Here is an 18,654-nt window from a genome sequence, read left to right on the forward strand (position 1 = left end):
ACGCGCAGGTAGATCGCGAGAGCCACGAGGTTGAGGCTGAATGGTGTGCCGGTCTCCATGCCTTCCGGGACGGCTGCCAGCGTGGTCGCCCCACAGCACGGACAATGGCCGGCATAGCGTTCGACGCGGGTGACGACCGGCTTGATCGGCGGCAGATCGATCTTGTCGTAGCGCTGCGCGAGGCGCTGATCCGCGTCAGTCAGCCCGGCACGGCAGTGCTGGCAATGCGCCGCCTTCGCGATCACCGTCTGATCGGGGTTCTCGGCAAGCAAGCGACCGCCACCCTCACGGCCGAGACTGCCTTTGCGGGGCCCCTTGCGCGGACTTTTCTCGGGCCGGTTTGGCTTCTGCCCGCGCGATGGCGGCAGGCTCGAATTGTCCGGCCGCTTCGGCGGTTCGTTTAGCCGCGCCTCCAACTCCGCAATCCGGCGTTCCGCATCCGAAAGCCGGATTGCCAGTTCCGCGTTCCTGCGCTCGGATGATTGCAACGCGTCCCATAGCGCGCGGATCAGCGCGTCTTTCTCAGCGTGCGATAGGAGAGACAGGTCAGGAAGCTCGTTCACGCCTCCCGTCGAATCGTATCCGCCGTGGTCACGTCAATTCACAATCGATTCAACTTATCGACGGACCAGGATGAGCAGATACGGAGATATTGTGCCGCGAACTTCTGGATCGTGGGCAAAATCGCGAGGGCCCCGGCGACACCGACGGCGAGCGCCAGAGGCACGTGAGGGAACCAGAGGTCCATCCGCAAACGGCGGTACCAGCGGTTGCTGAGCAACCGCGTCTGCCGGGCAACGAGCGATAATGCCCTACGCACGGCGACCTCGGCCCCTGCCGCATTTCATCACACCAGACATCCGGAAGGCAGATGGGCGCAGACCGGCAGCGGTGCAACGCCCGCCGGTCAGGGAATGGTGATTTCGAAACTCTCGATCACGGTATTGGCAAGCAGGCGGCGAGCCATGGAGTCGGCTGCGTCGCGGGCCTTTTCACGGTCGGTCTCGGCGAGATCGAGTTCGATCAGCTTGCCGACCCTTACGTCGTTCACGTCATTGTATCCAAGCCCTTCGAGCGCGTGGCCGATGGCCTTGCCCTGCGGATCGAGCACGCCGGCCTTCAGCTTCACGGCGACCAGAACCTTCATTGCATCGTCTCCGGGCCCTTCATATCGCGTGTCCCGGCCTCGGGCAGGATTCCGAGACGCTTGGCGACTTCCTGATATGCTTCCTCAACCCGGCCGAGATCGCGGCGGAAGCGGTCCTTGTCCATCTTCTCGTTGGTCTTGGCATCCCAGAGACGGCAATTGTCCGGGCTGATTTCGTCGGCGAGGACGATGCGCATATCGTCGTTCTCCCACAGCCGGCCGAACTCGATCTTGAAGTCCACCAGCACGATGCCGACGCCGAGGAACAGGCCAGTGAGAAAGTCGTTGATGCGCAGGCTCAGATGGACAATGTCATCCATATCCTGGGTGCTGGCCCAGCCGAACGCGGTGATGTGGTCCTCGGACACCATCGGATCGTTCAGGGCGTCGTTCTTGTAATAATATTCGATGATCGATCGGGGGAGCCGCGTGCCCTCAGGGATGCCGAGGCGCGTGCTCATGCTGCCCGCGGCAACGTTGCGAATGACGACCTCGATCGGAATGATCTCGACCTCGCGCACGAGTTGTTCGCGCATGTTGAGGCGGCGGACGAAATGGGTCGGGATGCCGATTTCGCCGAGGCGCTGCATCAGGAACTCGCTGATGCGGTTGTTCAACACGCCCTTCCCCGTGATCACGCCCTTCTTCTGGGCGTTGAACGCGGTGGCGTCGTCCTTGAAATACTGCACGAGGGTGCCGGGTTCCGGCCCTTCGAACAGGATTTTTGCCTTGCCTTCATAAAGTTGCCGGCGACGCGCCATGGGTGAACCTCGTATCTCGGCGGCTGATGGGAAACGGTGAGGCCGCACGCGACCGGGTATATCAACCGGCAGCGGTTTGCGCCATGCCCGGAGGCAGACGCTGCCCCGTGGTGGCAGCGCCAGCCGGTATCAGGCAGCCTTCTGTCTGAGCGCAGCGGGCAATCCGCCGATGGCCTGATCAATCAGGCCCCGATCATGGGCCTCGTCGATTGTCTCTTTCAGGATCTGCTCGGCGGCGCGTGCGGCGAGCGCGGCCGCGGCATCCCGCACTTCAGCGATCGCAGCGGCCTCGGCCGCCGAAATGCGCTCACGGGCCATCTGCTCGCGCCGGCGGGCGGATGCCTCGGCTTCGGCGAGCAGGTCGGCGGCAAGCCGTTCGGCCTCACGGCCAGCCATGGCCAGCATGTCCTTGGCCTGTGCCAGCGCGGCCTCGCGCCGGGATTCGGCATCCTTGAGCATGGCCTCAGCCTCGGCGCGCAAGCGCGACGCCTCGTCAAGTTCGTGCTGGATGGCGGCGCTGCGCTGGTCGAGCATGGTGGTGATGGCGCCGACGATCTTTCTTCCAAAGAAGGCCAGAAAGATCAGGACCGCGACGGTGACCCAGAAAGTCCCCTTGTCCCAAAGCGTACCGGTGAGGGCTTCGTATTCCATGATCTCTCACCCTTGGGTTGAAAGTGCCGATACCGCCTGCTCGATGCGGCCCGGCTCGACGGCCTCGCCGATCAGGCGTTGCAACAAGCTCGACGCCACATCGCGGGCGATCGGAGCCAGCGCGCCCACGGCTGTCCGGCGCGCGGAGTCGATCTCGGCCTCGGCAGAAGCGATCTGAGCGCTAAGACGGTCGTTGAGCGCTGCCGTTTGCGCGCGGGCACGTTCCTTGGCGGCGTTGACCGCCTCGGCAATTGCGCCCTGGCTCGACTCCCGCGCGTTCTGGATGGCAAGATTCAGTTCCCGGACCGCGTGTTCGGCTTCCGCCTTTGCGCGGCGTGCGGTTTCGAGGTCGGTGGCGATGCGGTTGTGGCGGTTCTCGATCACGCCGCCGATGCGGGGCAGGGCCCATCGCGCCAGCACGAAATAGAGCACGACCATGATGACCGCCATCCACACGACCTGCGCACCGGTCAGCGGATTGGAGAAATCCATCTGCGGCATCTTGCCTTCGGCCATGGCGATTGCCGGCGTCAGGCCCAGGGCGGTGGCGGCGAGCAGTATGGTGGTTCGACGCATCGCGTGAAGTTTCCCCGCCGTTGGATCAGGCGAACAGGATGATGAGCGCGATGACCAGCGCGTAGAGCGCAACCGCCTCGGTCAGCGCGAAGCCGAGCAGAACGTCGCGGAACATCTTGTCGCGCGCCGCCGGGTTACGGCCGACCGCACCGACGAAGGCGCCGAACAGGTTGCCGATACCGACGCCCGCGCCGGCAACGCCGATGGTCGCAAGACCCGCACCGACGTCGCGAGCGAGGAGGAGGGTGTCAATGGCCATAACTTGGATTCCTTTCAGTTCAAGCGGTAGCGAGGCCGGTCGGGCCGGCGGGTTGAAGAGAGCGCGAGGCGATCAGTGCATGTGGATCGCATCGTGCAGGTAAAGGCAGGTCAGGATCGCGAACACGTAGGCCTGCAGGAACGCGACCAGGAATTCGAGCGCCGTGAGCGCGATGTTCAGGCCGAGCGGTATGATCGCCGCCACCACGCCGACCGCGCCGAGACCGGAGACCAGCATCAGCATGAAGCCGGCGAACACCTCCCACATCACATGGCCCGCCGTGATGTTCGCGAACAGTCGAACCGAAAGCGAGATCGGGCGCGAGAGGAAGGAAACGATCTCGATCGGAATCAGCAGCGGAAGCAGCCAGCCCGGCACGCCCGGGGGGGAAAAGAACTTCAGGAAGCCGATGCCGTGATACCAGAAACCTACCAGCGTCGAGAGGGCGAAGACGAACAGCGCCAGGGCGCCGGTGATCGCGATGTGGCTGGTGAAGGCGAAGAAATACGGGAAAAGGCCAAGGATGTTGCCGATCAGGATGAAGGCGAACAGGGTGAAGACGAAGGGGAAGAAGCGCTTGCCTTCCTCGCCGATCGTGTCGAGCACCATGTTGTGGACGAATTCATAGCTGATCTCGGCGAGGCCCTGCATGCGGCCGGGAACCAGAGCGCGCTGGCGCAGCGCGACAACGAAAAGCGAGGTGACGATCACGGCGGCGAGCAGCATCATCTCGTTCGAATTTGTGAATTCGATCGCCTTGCCGAACGCACCGAATCCGGTGGTCAGCTGGAACTGCCCGAGAGCGTTGATCCCCGATTCTTGCGCCATCCGTATCCTCCGGTCAGTCCTTGTCGCCCGGTCCCATGGCCCGGAACACGTTTCGAAGCCCCGCAGCCGCGCCGATGGGCACGAAGCCGATCATGAACCAGGGTGCTGAATGAAAAAGACGATCCAGTCCATAGCCGATCGCGACAGCCACGACCAGAGACGCCACCATTTCGGCGCCCAGCCGCGTTGCGACGCTGAACGGATTGGGCCCCTTGTCCTGCTCCGCGCTCTTTCCGGCGGGCTTGTCGAGCCCGGCGCGGCTGCGCGCAGCGGCAAGGCGCTGATCGAAATCGCTCCGATCATCTGGCCCCTGAGCCGGTTCGTCACCCATTTTCACACCCTTACGCCCGCCGACAGGCGGCAGCGGTTGCTACCGACGCTGCCGTTCCAAGTCAACATATCGCGAGCGTGAAATCTATTCCGCGGCGATCGCCCCGGCGGGTTCGACCATCGCCGCCGCGGTACCGAGATCCACGGACAGGACACGGGAAATGCCCCGCTCCTGCATCGTGACGCCGTAGAGCCGGTCCATTCGCGCCATCGTGTGGTGGTGATGGGTGACGACGATGAACCGGGTGCCGGTATCCTGGGAGATGTCCTCCAGCAGGCGGCAGAAGCGTTCGACGTTCGCATCGTCGAGCGGGGCGTCGACCTCGTCGAGGACGGAGAGCGGCGCGGGGTTGCAGCGGAAGACCGCGAAAATCAGTGACAGCGCGGTGAGGGCCTGCTCGCCGCCGGAGAGAAGGGACAGTGTTGCGAGTTTCTTGCCCGGCGGTTCGGCGAAGATCTCAAGCCCGGCTTCGAGCGGGTCGTCGGAGCCGGTGAGGGCAAGATGGGCGCGCCCGCCGCCGAACATCCGGGTGAACAGCGCCTGGAAATGGCGGTCGATCTCGGTGAAGACGGCCGAAAGGCGCTCGCGGCCCTCCCGGTTCAGATGGCCGATGGAGCCGCGCAGCTTTGCGATTGCGCTGGTGATCTCCTCGCGGTCGCGGTCGATCGCGGCAAGGCGGGTCTCGATCTCGCCGACCTCGATATCGGCGCGCAGGTTGACGGGACCCATCTCGTCGCGTTCGCGGGTGAGGCGCTCGAACCGCTTCCGCGCCTTTTCGGCGGCGTCGGGCGACGGATCGGCGACTGCGGGCAGAGCGGGATCGACCCCCAGGCGCTCCAGCATCTTTTCGGCGACGGTGCCCCAGGCGTGGTCGGCTTCGCGCACGGCGGATTCAGCGCCGATGCGGGCTTCGCGGGCGCGGGCGAGATCCTGCTCCGCGGCGCGCGCGGCGGCGGAATTCCGCCGTGCGGCCTCTTCGGCGCTGGCCAGATCCCGCGCGGCGGCGTGGTGGTCGGACTCTGCCGCTTCCAGCTCGGCGCCCGCCTCGGCCCGCCGTTCCCGCGCGCCGCCATCGGCGCCGAGGGTTTCCAGGCTGGCTTCGGCCTCGCGCAAGCGGGCGCCGAGGTCGGTGCGGCGGTCATTGGCGTCGCGCGCACGTTCGGCCCAGTCCGACTGTTCGCGGATGATCGTGTCCAGACGGCGGGCGCGGGCGTCGGTTTCCGTCTGCAGGCGTTGAAGGGCCTGGGTTGCCTCGCTGTCGCGCCGGCGACTCTCGGACAGGGCGGAGCGCGCGCGATCGAGCGCGTCGCGAAAGGCCTGGGCGTCGTCCAGTGTCGCGAATTCGGCTTCGATGGCGGCGAGCGCGGCGCGTGCTTCTCCGGCCTCGGCCTCGATTCGGGCACGTGTTTCGGCCGCCGCGGCCTCGCGGGCGGCTAGCCGTTCGGCTTCGGCCGCCAGCCGGCTCGCCGTCTCCGCCGTCGTTCGCAGATCCTTGCGGGTCCGGTCGATGGCCGATTCGGCGGCGCGGCGGGCTGTGCGCGCCTCCTCCTCGGCATGCCGTGCGTCGCGCTCGGCGGCTTCGGCTTCCTGCAGCGCGGCGCGGGTGGCCTCGGCGCTCTGCCGCGCACGGGCGAACTCGACGTCAAGCTGATCCAGCCGGTTGCGCTGGGCGAGGCGGACTGCCGCCTCGGTCGGCGCACCAGGGCGGACCACGAACCCGTCCCAACGCCAGACCCCGCCCTCGATCGAAACGAGAATCTGGCCCGGGCGCAGTGTCGCCTGCAAGGCTTCGCCGTCTTCGCCATCCGGCAGCAGGAGAATGTGATCGAGGGCGCGTCGGAGGGCATCCGGCGCGGTGATCGTTTCGCCGATCCGGGGCAGCGCGGCATCGGACGCGATGGCCGGCAAGGAGCGCCAGTGCCGGGCGGCGCTGGCCTGCTCGCCCGCCGAGAGCTCGGCGCCCAGCGCGGCGCCCAGTGCCGTTTCCAGCCCTGCGGGAACCTTGATGCGGTCCAGCACCGGGTCCGGATCGCGGCCGAATTTCTGGGCGAGCAGGGCTTTCAGCGCATCGGTTTCGGCCTTGAGCCGCGCCGCCGCGGCATCCGCCTCGGTTGCGGCAGAGCGGGCGCGGATCGCGGCAGCATGGGCTTCCGTGCGCCGCGTTTCCGCCCCCTGCACCCTGTTCTGGGCCTCGGCATAGGTGGTTTCAGCTGCAGCCACTGCCCGTTCGGCTGCCTCGCGGGTGGCTTCCGCCGCGGCGAGACGTTCGGGAGAAACGAGGGCGGCCTGTGCTGTGGCGTGCGCGGCTTCGGCTTCGCGGGCCCGGCGATCCGCCTGGCCGGCGGTGCCGCGGGCCTGGGTCAGCCGGGTTTCCATGGCCTGACGCTGGGCCTGGGTGCGGGCGGCCGCTTCCGTCGCCTGTTGGGTTGCGGCTTCGCACTGGGCGAGTGCGACCGACGCGGCCTCGGCCTCGCGCCGCGCCTGCTCGATTCGGGCGGGAGCCAGTTCGTGATCGGCGGCGAGTTGCGACCGCTCGGCCTCCAGCCGGATCGCGGCGGCTTCGGCGTCGCGCGCGATCCGTTCGGCGCCGGCATGGTCCTTTCGCAGGGTGGCCACCCGCGCTTCGGCTTCGCGCCGGGCCGCTTCGAGGCGCGCGATCTCGGCATCGATCTGCTCGGCGAGGATCCGTGCGCGCTCGAGGCGTGTGCGCGTGTCCGCTTCGCGCGCGCGCAAGGCCGGCAGCGCATCGTTCTGCGAGGTTTCGCGGCCCAGCACGTCGTCGCGAAGCTTTTCGGCGTGGCCAACCGCTGCTTCGGCCTCGGCGAACTGCGCGCGCGCCGCCCGGCGCCGGCGTTCGGCGAGCTCGCGTTCGATGGCGAGATATTCAGCCTCGGCGTCGCGGATCAACCCCGAGATGTTCCGGTAGCGATTGGCCTGGCGGGCCTGCTTGCGCAACTCGGCGAGGCGCGCCTCCTGCTGGGCGCGCAGGTCGTCGGCCCGGAGAAGGTTCTGCTCGGCCGCCCGCAGCTTGAGTTCGGCCTCGTGCCGGCGGGCGTGCAGGCCGGTGATGCCGGCGGCTTCCTCCAGCAGGGCGCGCCGCTCGTCCGGGCGGGCGTTCACTAGGGCGGAAACCCGGCCCTGGCTGATCATCGCAGAATTGCGGGCACCGGAGGCGAGGTCGGCGAACAGGGTCGCGACATCGCGCGCGCGCACTTCGCGCCCGTTGATCCGGTACGAACTGCCGCTGCCGCGCTCGATCTTGCGCGAGACCTGGAGTTCCGGCTCGTTCTGGAACGGAACCGGGGCGAGGCCCGCGGTGTCGGTCAGGGTGATCGACACTTCGGCAAGATTTCGCGCGGCACGTGCCATCGTGCCGGCGAAAATGACGTCCTCCATCTCGCCGCCGCGCAGGGACTTGGCGCTGGCTTCGCCCATCGCCCAGCGCAGCGCGTCGACCACGTTCGACTTGCCGCAGCCGTTCGGCCCAATGATGCCGGTCAGCCCTGGCAGGATGTCGATCGTGGTCGGATCGGCGAAACTCTTGAACCCGCTGATCCGCAGGCGGGCGAAACGCGCGGGCAAGCCGGACCTACGCGGCCTTCAGCCAGGAGGAGAAGGTGTCGAACGAAACCGCTCCCTCCCGCTTGCGGCCATTGATGATGAAGGTCGGGGTCGAATTGACCTTGTAGGTCTTCTCGGCGTCGTTCAGTTCGTTGAGGACGAAGGCGCGCAGCTTCTTGTTGGCTATGGCGGCGTCGAACGTCGTGCGGTCCATGCCGGCGAGGGCGGCGTAGCGGAACAGGGCGTTCTGGTAATCCTTGGGCGTTTTCAGCCCCGGCGCGTAGGCCCATTCATCCTGCGTGCGGAAGAGTTCCGAGATGAACGGATAATATGCCTTCGCCGGCAGCGCGCGGGCGATCTGCGCGGCCCAGAGTGCGTCCTCGTTCAGCGGGAAGTCCTTGAAGACGTAATAGACCTTGCCTGGCTTGACGTAGCTTTCGATGACCTTGGGCAGCGCGTGCGTGGCGAATTCGGCGCAATGCGGACAGTTGAGGGAAAAATATTCATAGACGGTTACGGGGGCATTCGGATTGCCGAGGCTGCGGATCGAATAGGGGGAATCGGCTTTCGTTTCCGCGGCGGCCGCCGGAAAGGCGATCCCCAGAGAGCCTGCGGTCGCAAGCCCACCTACCATCCCTAGTAGCGAACGACGGTCCATGACGATATCTACCTCTATATGTTGTGTAGCGGAAGCGTTCCGCCACGTCGAGCGGAAACGGCGCCTGTGCTGGTCCGATGCATAGCCGATCGCCCCAGGAGTGACGAGAGCGGCGCCGCTTCAATTCAGCGTGGCGCAGGTTTTGAAGCGTGCGCCACCGGATCGGGTTGCCACGGACGATACCTCGGCTATACCGGCGCCATGAATCTCAAGGATCATATCCGCGGCATCCCCGATTTCCCGAAACCGGGGATCCTCTTCTACGATATCTCGACCCTGATCCGCCATGCGGATGCGTGGCAGGTGGCGATGGGACGGCTTGCCAAGGTGGTGCGCGCGCATCACCCGGACCTGCTTGCAGGCGTCGAGAGCCGCGGCTTCATCCTTGCCGCGCCGCTCGCCCTCAAGCTCGGTTGCGGCTTCATCATGCTGCGCAAGCGCGGCAAGTTGCCCGGCGCGACTGTCGGCTACGACTACGATCTCGAGTATGGGCAGGACCGGATCGAGATCCAGGCCGATGCGGTCCAGCCGGGTCAGCGGGTTGTCGTCGTCGATGACCTGCTTGCCACCGGAGGGACGATGGCCGCCGGTATCAAGCTGCTGCGGAAGGTGGGCGCAGAGGTTCCGGCCGCCGCCGCGTTGATCGAGCTGGCGTTCCTGAAAGGCAGGGATCGTCTCGATGTGCCGTTCGAAGCCCTTGTCAGCTACGATCAATAGGTTCGGGCCGCGAGGCCTCGAACCGTGAAGCGCCGTGCCGCGCTCGGTGCGCTTGGAACGATCATCGCCGGCTCTGCCCTGCCTTTTGCGCGCGCCAGCGATCTCCCTACGCCTGCCAACGCGATCTTTGCCGATACATTTGGCGGGTCCTACCGGATTGTTGTCGGTGGCCTGCCTGGCGGGCAGGCCGATCGCTGGGGGCGCGCGATTGCGCTTGGCCTGGAGAAAATCCTCTCACCCAGAACGCCGCTCCGCATCGAGACCGTCGGCGGGCAAGATGGGGTGACCGGCGCAAATCGCCTGCAGACATTGATGGTATCCGACGGTCATACGGCCGCGCTGTTGCCGGGCGAGTCGTCGATTGCTTTCCTGACCGGCGATCCGCGCGTGCATTTCCGGCCGGGTGAGTGGATTCCGATCCTCGCCGGACTCAGTTCCGGCGTGATCGTGTTGCGCGGCGGGGCTGGCCGACTGGCGCAAGCGGCGCCGGTCCGCCTCGCCGCCGCCGCGCCGGAAAGTCCGGACCTGGCCGCCATTCTGGCGTTCGAGCGTTTGGGGGTGCCGATTTCGCCGATTTTCGGACTGCGCGGCACGACGGCCGTGGCGCGCGCGTTCGGGCTTGGCGAAGTCGACGCGGTGATGCTGACTGGTGAGGATATTCCTGCCGATCTCGCATCCCTCCAGGCCGAAGGTGGCGTGGCGATCTGTTCACTCGGTACCGTTGACCAGGCGGGACGAACAGTACGGGATCCGCGTTTCGCGAACGTGCCGACAGTTGCTGAGCTTGCCGGGATACGGCACGCGAAGGCGCTGTCGCCACCGCTCGAGCGGGCGTTCCAGGGCGTCGCAGCGGCGAGCCGCCTCGATTTCATCATGGTTTTGCCGCATCTGACGCCGGCGGCGTCGGTCGCGCTCTGGCGGCAGGCTGCACTTGGGGCGATTCAGGGATCCGCCTTGCAATCGGCGGCGACGGCGAGCGCAATCAGCCTGACCGTTAACGGTGCGGCGGTCGCGCTTGCGCCGATCGCCGCGTCGCCCGAAGCGCTGCTGGCGCTGCGCCAATTCCTGTTCACGCGGTTCGGCTGGCGGCCCAGCTGATGCGCGGTCCGTCCGGGGCGGCAGCCTGAATGGCGAAGAGTGCCACCCGTTTTGTCTGCAATGAGTGCGGTGCCGTGGCGCCGAAATGGGCCGGAAGGTGCGAGGCCTGCGGCGCATGGAACACGCTCGAGCCGCAGGCGGTCGTGCCCACCGGCACCGGACGCAAGGCGGCGGTTCAGGCCGGGCGGGGGATCGACTTCGTCGGTCTGGCCGGGGAGACGCCGCCGCCGCCGCGGATTCCGCTCGGAATCGAGGAGTTCGATCGTGTGCTCGGCGGTGGCATGGTGCCGGCCTCTGCCATTCTTGTCGGCGGCGATCCGGGAATCGGGAAATCGACGCTCCTGTTGCAGGCGGCGGCCCGGCTTGCCGCTTCCGGGCGGCGGGTGCTGTATGTGTCGGGCGAGGAGTCGGTCGCGCAGATCAGGCTTCGCGCCGAACGGCTCGATCTCAAGACGGCGCCGGTCAATCTGGCTTCGGCAACGGTGCTGGCCGATATTCTGGGGTCATTGCGCGCCGAACGTGACGCGGCGCTGGTCGTGATCGACAGTATCCAGACGATCTGGGACGAGACAGTCGAGTCTGCGCCCGGTACGGTCAGCCAGGTGCGCGCCAATGCCTTCGCCCTGATCCAGGCCGCGAAGACGCAGGGATTCGCGCTGATGCTCGTTGGCCATGTGACCAAGGAGGGCGCGCTCGCCGGACCGCGCGTGCTGGAGCACATGGTGGATGTGGTGCTGCACTTCGAAGGTGATCGCGGCCACCAGTTCCGGATCCTGCGCGGAGCAAAAAACCGGTTCGGCGCGACCGACGAGATCGGCGTCTTCGAGATGACCGGACGGGGGCTGGCCGAGGTGGCGAACCCTTCGGCCCTGTTTCTTGCCGAGCGGCATGGCAACGTGACCGGCAGCGCGGTGTTTGCCGGCCTTGAAGGATCGCGCCCGGTGCTGATGGAGGTGCAGGCGCTGCTCTCCGCCAATGGCGCGGGCTCGGCGCGGCGCTCGGTGATCGGCTGGGACCAGGGGCGGCTGTCGATGCTGCTGGCGGTGCTCGATGCGCGCTGCGGCCTGAAACTGGGCGGGCATGACGTCTATCTCAATGTCGCCGGCGGGTTGCGCGTCTCGGAACCGGCCGCGGACCTCGCCGTGGCCGCCGCGCTGATCTCCGCCGCGAGCGGCGTGCCCGCCGATCCGGAGACGGTGTTTTTCGGCGAGATCGGATTGTCGGGCGAATTGCGGCAGGTGGCGCAGGTGGAATTGCGGCTCAAGGAGGCGGCGAAGCTCGGCTTCGGCCGGGCGGCCCTACCGCGTCGTGTCGCCGGCGGGACGAGGCGGTTGTCGGCGCCGGAGGGGATGGTTCTCGCGGAATACGGGCATCTGAGCGATCTTGTCGCGGCCATGGGCGCAGTGACCGGCAATGGGGAGGAGGCGTGATGACCTGGGCTGACGGTATCGCGATCGGTGTCGTTCTTTTGTCCGGCCTACTGGCGCTGGCCCGTGGCTTTGTGCGCGAGGTGCTGGGCATCGGCGCCTGGATTGGCGCGGGCCTGGCTGCTTTCGTCTCTTACCCGCTGGTCGAACCCCAGATCACCGGCATTGTGGGAAACCCCAAACTGGTTCTGCCGGTGTCGATCGGGATCGTGTTCATCGTTGTTCTGATCGTCCTGTCGATCCTGAGCGCATGGCTTGGTTCGATGGTGCGGGATTCGGTGCTTTCAGGCGTCGATCGCACGCTGGGGCTCGCGTTCGGCCTCGTGCGCGGGGCGGTGATCGTCTGTCTCGCCTATATCGCCCTTTCGATCTTTCTCCAGCCATCCGAATGGCCGTCGGCGATCCGGCGGGCGAAATTCCTCACCTACGCGGAGAACGGATCGACTTTCCTGGTGGCGTTCTTGCCGGCGGCCTACCGGCCGCACGTCGACAGGATCGGCCCTGCGGCGGCGCCGGCCGCTGCGCCGGTCAGTTCCGCCGCAGGCGGAACAGGACCCAGCCAGTAAGGTTGGGCATGGTTCGATCCTCGACAGGGCCGAACCTAGGCATTATGTGACAGTTTCCGGTCGCAAGGGGATCAGGCGGCGTGACACAATCCGAAAATCCAGTCATTCGCGACGACGATGACAAGCTGCACGAGGAGTGTGGCGTCGTTGGCGTCTGGAACGTCACCGATGCGGCGGCGATCACGGCGCTTGGTCTGCACGCGCTCCAGCATCGCGGCCAGGAGGCGACAGGCATCGTCACCCATGACGGGGTGCGTTTTCACGCGCACAAGGGGATTGGCCTGGTCGGTGACAATTACGGCGATGCCAAGGTCATGGCGGGTTTGCCTGGCACGCGGGCGATCGGACACAACCGCTATGCGACGACCGGCGCAACGCTTCTGCGCAATGTGCAGCCATTGTTCGCCGAATTCGAGTTCGGTGGTCTGGCTGTCGGCCATAATGGCAACCTGACCAATGCCCATACGCTGAAGCGCGCCCTGGTGCGGCGGGGCTGTCTGTTCCAGTCGACGACCGACTCGGAGGTTTTCGTTCATCTGATCGCGATCAGCCTCTATGCGACAGTGCTCGACCGTCTGATCGACGCGCTCAAGCAGGTCCAGGGTGCGTACTCGCTGGTTGCCCTGACCAATGACATGCTGATTGGCGTAAGGGACCCGCTTGGGGTCCGGCCTTTGATCCTCGGCCGCACGCACGGTGCCGATGGAAGCGGGCCGGGCTGGGTGCTGGCATCGGAAAGCTGCGCGCTGGAGATGGTCGGCGCCGAGTTCGTGCGCGATATCGAGCCTGGCGAGATCGTTGCGATCGACCGCGGCGGGGTGCGGAGCCTCAAGCCGTTCGTGCCGCAGAAGCCGCGCTTCTGCGTGTTCGAATATATCTACTTCGCGCGTCCTGATTCGATCGTCGACGGCATGTCGGTCTATGCCGCGCGCAAGCGCATAGGCAGCGAACTGGCGCAGGAATCGCCGGTGGAAGCCGACCTGATCGTCCCGGTTCCGGATTCTGGCGTGCCGGCGGCGATGGGTTATGCCGAGCGGAGCGGCATTCCCTTCGAACTGGGCATTATCCGTAACCATTATGTCGGGCGGACCTTCATCGAGCCGACCGATCAGATCCGCCATCTCGGCGTGCGGCTCAAGCATTCGGCGAACCGGCCGGCGCTCGAGGGCAAGCGCGTCGTGCTGGTGGACGATTCGATCGTGCGCGGCACGACGTCGAAGAAGATCGTCGAGATGGTGCGCGCGGCAGGGGCGCGCGAAGTGCATATGCGGATTTCCTCGCCCCCGACAACGCATTCCTGCTTCTATGGCATCGACACGCCCGAGCGCGGCAAGCTGCTTGCCGCCCGCAACAGCGAAGCCGAGATGGCCGCGCTGATCGGCGTGGACAGCCTGGCGTTCATCTCGATCGACGGGCTGTATCGCGCGCTTGGCCACCAGGGGCGCGACGCCGCTGACCCGGCCTATTGCGACGCCTGCTTCAGCGGTGATTATCCCATTCCGTTGACCGACCACGCCGAGCCGCGGGACGCGCAACTCTCGCTGCTGGCCGAACTGGCCTGACAAGGTTGCGCCGGAGCATGGTGCATGACGCTGGTGGATCAGATCAGGGCGATTATGAGCACGATGAAGACACGGATGCCGACAGCCGGTGAGGCGCTGCCGGGGCGGGCGACGCCGATGCCGATTCCGGAATTCCACTACGTCAGCGGCGCGCGGCTCGCAGAGCCCTATCCGCCAGGATCGGAAGTCGCGATCTTCGGTCTTGGCTGTTTCTGGGGCGCGGAACGCAAGTTCTGGCAAGCGCCGGGCGTGCTGGTCACGGCCGTGGGCTATGCTGGCGGATTTACGCCGAACCCCACCTATGAGGAGGTGTGTTCCGGTCGCACGGGCCATGCCGAGGTCGTGCTGGTCGTGTTCGATCCGCGGGCGACCTCATATCAGAACCTGTTGAAGCTGTTCTGGGAAAACCATGACCCGACGCAGGGCATGCGTCAGGGTGGTGACATTGGCACGCAGTATCGCTCGGCGATCTACGCCTTGTCCGACGAACAGCTTCGCCTCGCCGAGTTGTCACGCGACGCGTATCAGAACGTGCTGTCCGAGGCCGGTTTCGGCAGAATCACGACAGAAATCCTTCCCGCGCCGACGTTCTTTTTCGCCGAAGCCTATCACCAGCAATATCTGGCCAAGAACCCTGACGGTTATTGCGGGCTTGGCGGGACAGGCGTGACCTGTCCCGCTGGTGTCATGCCCGCCGATTGAAAACCTGAGGTATCATTTCAGGCCGGTCGGCTGCGGCGCATGGTTCAGTGAACCGAGACTGGCGCCAGTTCGTGTTGGACGATCGCGGCACGCGCAACGCTATTGTCGGCGGCGACGGCCATAGGCACGCCGTTGGCGGCGAAGACGCCGAAGGCCGGTCCGTTCGGTGTCATGATCGGGCGGACATAGGCGATTTCCTCGAGTCCGAGTTCGGCGAGCTGGGCCTCGGTGATCTGATGCGGATCGAGAAACGCCTGGAACGGCGCGTCTTCGGCGATACCGTCATGGGTCTTGATGTTCATGTCAGGAACCCTCCTGAAGTTCACGCCCAACGATGCGCGACGCAACTGCATCACTGTCGAGCGTGCGTGCTGAGCTGGCGCCGTTTTGGCCGCCTGCTCCCTTCTTGATGGCGATCGTGCGGATCTTCGCTTCCGGCAATGGCCGGGCGAGGTCGATATGCAGGAGCCCGTTATCGAGCCAGGCGCCCTTGACCTCGATACCTTCCGCGAGAACGAAAGCCCGCTGGAACTGACGCGCGGCTATTCCGCGATGCAGGAAGATACGCCCCTGCATGTCGTCGTTCTGGCGGCCCCGGATCACCAGCTGGTTGTCTTCCTGCGTGATCTGGAGATCGTCCATCGTGAAACCGGCAACGGCGATGGTGATCCGCAGGCTTGTCGAGCTGAGTTGCTCGATGTTGTAGGGCGGATACCCTTCCGACGACGTCTTCGCGGCACGTTCGATCACCTGTTCAAGATGATCAAAGCCCAGAAACAAGGGCGAAGTAAAAACGCGAGTTGTCAAAGCCTCCTCCTTTCGAGCGAGACAAGCGAAACCCGGACGGCGTTTCGCACCTCCGAAATGGGCATAAATCGCGTCCATTGCAAGTACCGATTGATCGGGCGCGGCGGCGGGGCTACATGCCGGCCATGAGTGCGACGACCGATATTGCGGATGCCGGAATCCCGGAGATCCTGATTGTTCCCGACAAGCGGCTGCGGATGAAAGCGCGCCGTGTGGTCGGCGCGGACCGTGACGACGTGGCGGAACTGGTGCCGCGGATGTTCGCAGCGATGTACCGCGCGCCGGGTATCGGCCTCGCTGCGCCGCAGATCGGCGTGTCGCTGCGTCTGGTGGTGATGGATCTGGCGCCGGACGACCAGAAGCAGCCGATGGTCATGATCAATCCCGAGATCACGGCGCGGAGCGAAGAACTCGTCTCGCGCGAGGAGGGCTGCCTGTCGCTGCCGGGTCAGTATGCCGAGGTGATCCGGCCGGGGCAGATCAGCGTGGCATTCGAGGACGAGGACGGCAAGAAGCGAACGATCGATGCCGACGGGTTGCTGGCGGCCTGCATCCAGCACGAGATCGATCATCTCGACGGGGTCCTGTTCGTCGATCATCTGTCGGCGCTCAAACGGAACATGATCCTGCGCAAGCTCGCGAAGGATCTGCGCGAAAAGGCCGCGCGGAAGCCGGCACGCTGATGCGTCTCGCGTTCATGGGATCGCCTGGATTCGCGGTGCCGGCGCTGCGGGCGCTGCATGCCGCGGGCCATGATATCGTCGCGGTCTATTGCCAGCCGCCGCGACCGGTCGGGCGGGGCCATCGCATTCACAAATGCCCGGTTCATGAGGCTGCGGAGGCGCTCGGCCTGACGGTGCGGACGCCGGAGCGCCTGCGCCGGGACGATGCCGAGCGGGCCTATTTCCGCGCGCTCGACCTCGATGCCGCAGTCGTCGCCGCCTATGGACAGATTCTTCCAGCGGACATGCTGGTCGCCCCGCGACGCGGCTGCATCAATATCCACGCGAGTCTGCTGCCGCGCTGGCGTGGAGCCGCGCCGATCCATGCCGCGATTCTTGCGGGGGATGCGCAGACCGGCGTGACCATCATGCAGATGGATGAGGGGCTCGACACCGGGGCGACGCTGCTGGCCGAAGCGGTGCCGATCGGCCCTGAGGATACAACGGTGGATCTGCTTGACCGGCTCGCCGATCTGGGTGCCGCGCTGGTCATCAAGGTGCTTGACGGGAATTTTCCGCCTGTGCCGCAACCGGAGGGGGGGGTGACCTATGCTCCGAAACTCTCGAAGGCGGACGCGGAGATCGACTGGTCGGCATCTGCCGCAGTGATTCTGCGGCGGATTCGGGCATTCCGGCCCTGGCCGGGAACGGAGACGCGGCTCGACGGCGAGGCGCTCAAGATTATCCGCGCCGAACCGGCGGCGGGGCAGGGCGAACCGGGAACGGTGCTTGATGACCGCCTGGCCATTGCCTGCGGCGATGCTGCGATACGGCCGACTCTTGTTCAGCGCGCGGGGCGGGCCGCAATGCCGGCCGAGGCGTTCCTGCGCGGCCATCCGGTCGCCATCGGGACGCGTCTGGGGTGAGGCGCTGGGCGCTCAGGCTCGAATATGACGGCCGGGGCTTTGTGGGCTGGCAGCGCCAGGAGAACGGGCTGTCGGTGCAGGAAGTGCTGGAGACGGCCGCATCCCGGCTATGTGGCGGCGATGTGCCTGACAGCGTGGTTGCTGGCCGCACCGATGCCGGTGTTCATGCCGCTGGACAGGTCGCGGCGCTGGAACTACCGGACCGGCTCGATGCGCGGGCGGTACGCGAAGCGCTGAATTTCCACATGAAGCCGCACGCGGTGGCGGTAATCGAGGCGGCGCCTGCGCCGTCGGCGGCGTGGAGTCCGCGATTTTCGGCGATCGGGCGGGCCTATCGCTATTTGATTCTTAATCGATCCGCCCGGCCGGCCCTGCGGGATGGGTTCGTCTGGCACGTGAAGGCGCCGCTCGATGCTCCGGCCATGCACGAAGCGGCCCAGTCGCTGCTGGGACGCCACGATTTCACCAGTTTCCGGGCCAGCTCGTGCCAGGCGAATTCGCCGCTGCGCACGCTCGATCGGCTCGATGTCCGGCGGGACGGCGAAACGGTCGTGATCGAGGCGGAGGCACGCAGTTTTCTTCACCACCAGGTGCGGAACATGGTTGGAACACTCAAGCTGGTGGGTGAGGGCCGCTGGCGCGTCGGTCGCGTGGCCGAGGCGCTCGCGGCGCGCGATCGTTCGGCGGCGGGGCCGACCGCACCGCCGGATGGGCTGGTGCTGGTCGCGGTCCGCTACGAGGTTGATCCGTTCCCGCGGAACTGACCCCCCGATGGGGATGGCGCTTGTTCTGTTGCCTTGACAGCCCGATATCGTCTAGAGCGAAGATCTCGTATTCGCGTTTCTTCCACAACGACAGGAGAGCGACATAGCCAGACTACCCGTTCCGCCGAGCCCGCCCAGCCGCGAAGGCCCGCGCGTCAATGAAGACATTCGTGTGCCCCAGGTCCGTCTCATCGACCAGGATGGTGAAATGCTGGGTGTGATGAGCACCAGAGAGGCGCAGCGCCGCGCCGGCGAGGTGGGACTGGACCTCGTTGAAATCAGCCCGAACGCGGACCCGCCGGTCTGCAAGCTGCTCGATTATGGCAAGTTCAAGTACGAGCAGCAGAAGAAAAAGAACGAGGCGCGCAAGAAGCAGAAAGTGATCGAGATCAAGGAGATCAAGGTCCGCCCGAACATCGACGAGAACGATTATCAGGTGAAGCTGCGCGCCATGAAGAGCTTTATCGGCGATGGGGACAAGGTGAAGGTCACGCTGCGGTTCCGCGGGCGTGAAATGGCGCATCAGGAACTCGGCGTGAAGGTGCTCGAGCGCATCCGACTCGATATGGAAACCGATACCAAGGTCGAGCAGATGCCGAAGATGGAAAACCGTCAGATGATCATGGTGCTCAGCCCGCGCTGAGCACCCGC

General features: G+C 66.0%; 22 protein-coding genes. 10 read left to right on the top strand and 12 right to left on the bottom strand.

Annotation, left to right across the window (positions count from 1 at the left end):
- From RT91_RS00340 to RT91_RS00390, 10 genes are all read right to left on the bottom strand, one after another.
- On the bottom strand, positions 1 to 563 hold a 563-nt coding region (locus RT91_RS00340), incomplete at its 3' end, for a DUF6444 domain-containing protein (protein WP_240314128.1).
- A gap of 344 nt (positions 564 to 907) precedes the next feature.
- Complete coding sequence (gene purS, locus RT91_RS00350) at positions 908 to 1,147, bottom strand: phosphoribosylformylglycinamidine synthase subunit PurS (RefSeq protein ID WP_007422337.1); 240 nt, start codon at positions 1,145 to 1,147, stop codon at positions 908 to 910.
- Positions 1,144 to 1,908 (bottom strand): phosphoribosylaminoimidazolesuccinocarboxamide synthase, encoded by a 765-nt coding sequence (gene purC / locus RT91_RS00355; protein ID WP_007422336.1) that lies wholly within the window; start codon positions 1,906 to 1,908, stop codon positions 1,144 to 1,146. The genes purS and purC overlap by 4 nt, the downstream gene beginning before the upstream one ends.
- A 129-nt stretch (positions 1,909 to 2,037) precedes the next feature.
- Entirely contained in the window at positions 2,038 to 2,559 is a 522-nt protein-coding gene (locus tag RT91_RS00360) for an ATP synthase subunit b 1 (protein WP_007422335.1), read from the bottom strand.
- A 6-nt stretch (positions 2,560 to 2,565) separates the two neighbouring features.
- Complete coding sequence (locus tag RT91_RS00365; RefSeq protein ID WP_011941499.1) at positions 2,566 to 3,135, bottom strand: ATP synthase subunit b 2; 570 nt, start codon at positions 3,133 to 3,135, stop codon at positions 2,566 to 2,568.
- A gap of 25 nt (positions 3,136 to 3,160) precedes the next feature.
- Positions 3,161 to 3,394, bottom strand: coding sequence for an ATP synthase subunit C (locus RT91_RS00370; RefSeq protein WP_007422333.1), 234 nt, complete (start codon positions 3,392 to 3,394; stop codon positions 3,161 to 3,163).
- Positions 3,395 to 3,466: 72 nt separating this feature from the next.
- A complete protein-coding gene (locus RT91_RS00375; RefSeq protein WP_007422332.1) occupies positions 3,467 to 4,222 on the bottom strand; it encodes a F0F1 ATP synthase subunit A in 756 nt (251 codons plus the stop codon).
- A gap of 13 nt (positions 4,223 to 4,235) precedes the next feature.
- Positions 4,236 to 4,553 (bottom strand): AtpZ/AtpI family protein, encoded by a 318-nt coding sequence (locus RT91_RS00380; RefSeq protein ID WP_007422331.1) that lies wholly within the window; start codon positions 4,551 to 4,553, stop codon positions 4,236 to 4,238.
- 84 nt (positions 4,554 to 4,637) lie between these two features.
- Entirely contained in the window at positions 4,638 to 8,135 is a 3,498-nt protein-coding gene (smc, locus tag RT91_RS00385; protein ID WP_035185004.1) for a chromosome segregation protein SMC, read from the bottom strand.
- A gap of 7 nt (positions 8,136 to 8,142) precedes the next feature.
- Positions 8,143 to 8,772, bottom strand: a complete 630-nt coding sequence (locus tag RT91_RS00390) for a DsbA family protein (RefSeq protein WP_013639445.1) — start codon at positions 8,770 to 8,772, stop codon at positions 8,143 to 8,145.
- A gap of 201 nt (positions 8,773 to 8,973) precedes the next feature.
- Between RT91_RS00390 and RT91_RS00395 the strand changes: the two genes are divergently transcribed.
- The 6 genes from RT91_RS00395 to msrA all read left to right on the top strand — a co-directional run bounded on the left by RT91_RS00395 (position 8,974) and on the right by msrA (position 14,844).
- On the top strand, positions 8,974 to 9,489 hold the full coding sequence (locus RT91_RS00395) for an adenine phosphoribosyltransferase (RefSeq protein ID WP_011941503.1): 516 nt from the start codon (positions 8,974 to 8,976) through the stop codon (positions 9,487 to 9,489).
- Between the two features lie 24 nt (positions 9,490 to 9,513).
- The gene (locus RT91_RS00400) at positions 9,514 to 10,587 is read left to right on the top strand and encodes a hypothetical protein (protein ID WP_007422326.1); all 1,074 of its coding nucleotides are present in this window, start codon (positions 9,514 to 9,516) and stop codon (positions 10,585 to 10,587) included.
- A gap of 29 nt (positions 10,588 to 10,616) precedes the next feature.
- Positions 10,617 to 12,017, top strand: coding sequence for a DNA repair protein RadA (gene radA, locus RT91_RS00405; protein WP_011941505.1), 1,401 nt, complete (start codon positions 10,617 to 10,619; stop codon positions 12,015 to 12,017).
- Positions 12,017 to 12,580: a CvpA family protein gene (locus RT91_RS00410; RefSeq protein WP_035185011.1), complete on the top strand. Its 564-nt coding sequence runs from the start codon at positions 12,017 to 12,019 to the stop codon at positions 12,578 to 12,580. Before radA ends, RT91_RS00410 begins: the two co-directional genes overlap by 1 nt.
- Before the next feature lie 80 nt (positions 12,581 to 12,660).
- Positions 12,661 to 14,142 carry an amidophosphoribosyltransferase gene (gene purF, locus RT91_RS00415; protein WP_007422323.1) on the top strand — a complete coding sequence of 494 codons (1,482 nt, stop codon included), beginning with the start codon at positions 12,661 to 12,663 and terminating at the stop codon, positions 14,140 to 14,142.
- A gap of 24 nt (positions 14,143 to 14,166) precedes the next feature.
- Positions 14,167 to 14,844, top strand: coding sequence for a peptide-methionine (S)-S-oxide reductase MsrA (gene msrA, locus RT91_RS00420; protein WP_007422322.1), 678 nt, complete (start codon positions 14,167 to 14,169; stop codon positions 14,842 to 14,844).
- A gap of 44 nt (positions 14,845 to 14,888) precedes the next feature.
- Here the strand turns inward: msrA and RT91_RS00425 are convergent, their stop codons facing one another.
- Both RT91_RS00425 and RT91_RS00430 read right to left on the bottom strand, forming a co-directional pair.
- Positions 14,889 to 15,146, bottom strand: coding sequence for a DUF1150 family protein (locus RT91_RS00425; RefSeq protein WP_007422321.1), 258 nt, complete (start codon positions 15,144 to 15,146; stop codon positions 14,889 to 14,891).
- A gap of 1 nt (position 15,147) precedes the next feature.
- On the bottom strand, positions 15,148 to 15,651 hold the full coding sequence (locus RT91_RS00430; protein ID WP_007422320.1) for an Hsp20 family protein: 504 nt from the start codon (positions 15,649 to 15,651) through the stop codon (positions 15,148 to 15,150).
- A 116-nt stretch (positions 15,652 to 15,767) separates the two neighbouring features.
- Here RT91_RS00430 and def point away from each other — a divergent pair, with 116 nt between their 5' ends.
- The 4 genes from def to infC all read left to right on the top strand — a co-directional run bounded on the left by def (position 15,768) and on the right by infC (position 18,646).
- Positions 15,768 to 16,334, top strand: coding sequence for a peptide deformylase (def, locus tag RT91_RS00435; protein ID WP_007422319.1), 567 nt, complete (start codon positions 15,768 to 15,770; stop codon positions 16,332 to 16,334).
- Positions 16,334 to 17,239, top strand: coding sequence for a methionyl-tRNA formyltransferase (gene fmt / locus RT91_RS00440; RefSeq protein ID WP_007422318.1), 906 nt, complete (start codon positions 16,334 to 16,336; stop codon positions 17,237 to 17,239). The genes def and fmt overlap by 1 nt, the downstream gene beginning before the upstream one ends.
- Complete coding sequence (gene truA / locus RT91_RS00445; protein WP_007422317.1) at positions 17,236 to 18,003, top strand: tRNA pseudouridine(38-40) synthase TruA; 768 nt, start codon at positions 17,236 to 17,238, stop codon at positions 18,001 to 18,003. Before fmt ends, truA begins: the two co-directional genes overlap by 4 nt.
- 103 nt (positions 18,004 to 18,106) lie before the next feature.
- Positions 18,107 to 18,646: a translation initiation factor IF-3 gene (gene infC, locus RT91_RS00450; protein ID WP_035185014.1), complete on the top strand. Its 540-nt coding sequence runs from the start codon at positions 18,107 to 18,109 to the stop codon at positions 18,644 to 18,646.
- The last annotated feature ends 8 nt before the right edge of the window (positions 18,647 to 18,654 follow it).

Origin of the sequence: Acidiphilium sp. JA12-A1, assembly GCF_000724705.2 — a bacterium.
GTDB classification, from domain to species: Bacteria; Pseudomonadota; Alphaproteobacteria; order Acetobacterales; family Acetobacteraceae; genus Acidiphilium; species Acidiphilium multivorum.

Excerpts from the sequence above, each read along its gene's own strand:
- RT91_RS00380 (WP_007422331.1), bottom strand. The coding sequence starts at position 4,553 with ATGGGTGACGAACCGGCTCAGGGGCCAGATGATCGGAGCGATTTCGAT.
- msrA (WP_007422322.1), top strand. The coding sequence starts at position 14,167 with ATGACGCTGGTGGATCAGATCAGGGCGATTATGAGCACGATGAAGACA.
- def (WP_007422319.1), top strand. The coding sequence starts at position 15,768 with ATGCCGGCCATGAGTGCGACGACCGATATTGCGGATGCCGGAATCCCG.
- RT91_RS00365 (WP_011941499.1), bottom strand. The coding sequence starts at position 3,135 with ATGCGTCGAACCACCATACTGCTCGCCGCCACCGCCCTGGGCCTGACG.
- RT91_RS00395 (WP_011941503.1), top strand. The coding sequence starts at position 8,974 with ATGAATCTCAAGGATCATATCCGCGGCATCCCCGATTTCCCGAAACCG.
- RT91_RS00425 (WP_007422321.1), bottom strand. The coding sequence starts at position 15,146 with ATGAACATCAAGACCCATGACGGTATCGCCGAAGACGCGCCGTTCCAG.
- RT91_RS00375 (WP_007422332.1), bottom strand. The coding sequence starts at position 4,222 with ATGGCGCAAGAATCGGGGATCAACGCTCTCGGGCAGTTCCAGCTGACC.
- radA (WP_011941505.1), top strand. The coding sequence starts at position 10,617 with ATGGCGAAGAGTGCCACCCGTTTTGTCTGCAATGAGTGCGGTGCCGTG.
- RT91_RS00390 (WP_013639445.1), bottom strand. The coding sequence starts at position 8,772 with ATGGACCGTCGTTCGCTACTAGGGATGGTAGGTGGGCTTGCGACCGCA.
- purS (WP_007422337.1), bottom strand. The coding sequence starts at position 1,147 with ATGAAGGTTCTGGTCGCCGTGAAGCTGAAGGCCGGCGTGCTCGATCCG.
- RT91_RS00360 (WP_007422335.1), bottom strand. The coding sequence starts at position 2,559 with ATGGAATACGAAGCCCTCACCGGTACGCTTTGGGACAAGGGGACTTTC.
- fmt (WP_007422318.1), top strand. The coding sequence starts at position 16,334 with ATGCGTCTCGCGTTCATGGGATCGCCTGGATTCGCGGTGCCGGCGCTG.
- RT91_RS00410 (WP_035185011.1), top strand. The coding sequence starts at position 12,017 with ATGACCTGGGCTGACGGTATCGCGATCGGTGTCGTTCTTTTGTCCGGC.
- RT91_RS00370 (WP_007422333.1), bottom strand. The coding sequence starts at position 3,394 with ATGGCCATTGACACCCTCCTCCTCGCTCGCGACGTCGGTGCGGGTCTT.
- purC (WP_007422336.1), bottom strand. The coding sequence starts at position 1,908 with ATGGCGCGTCGCCGGCAACTTTATGAAGGCAAGGCAAAAATCCTGTTC.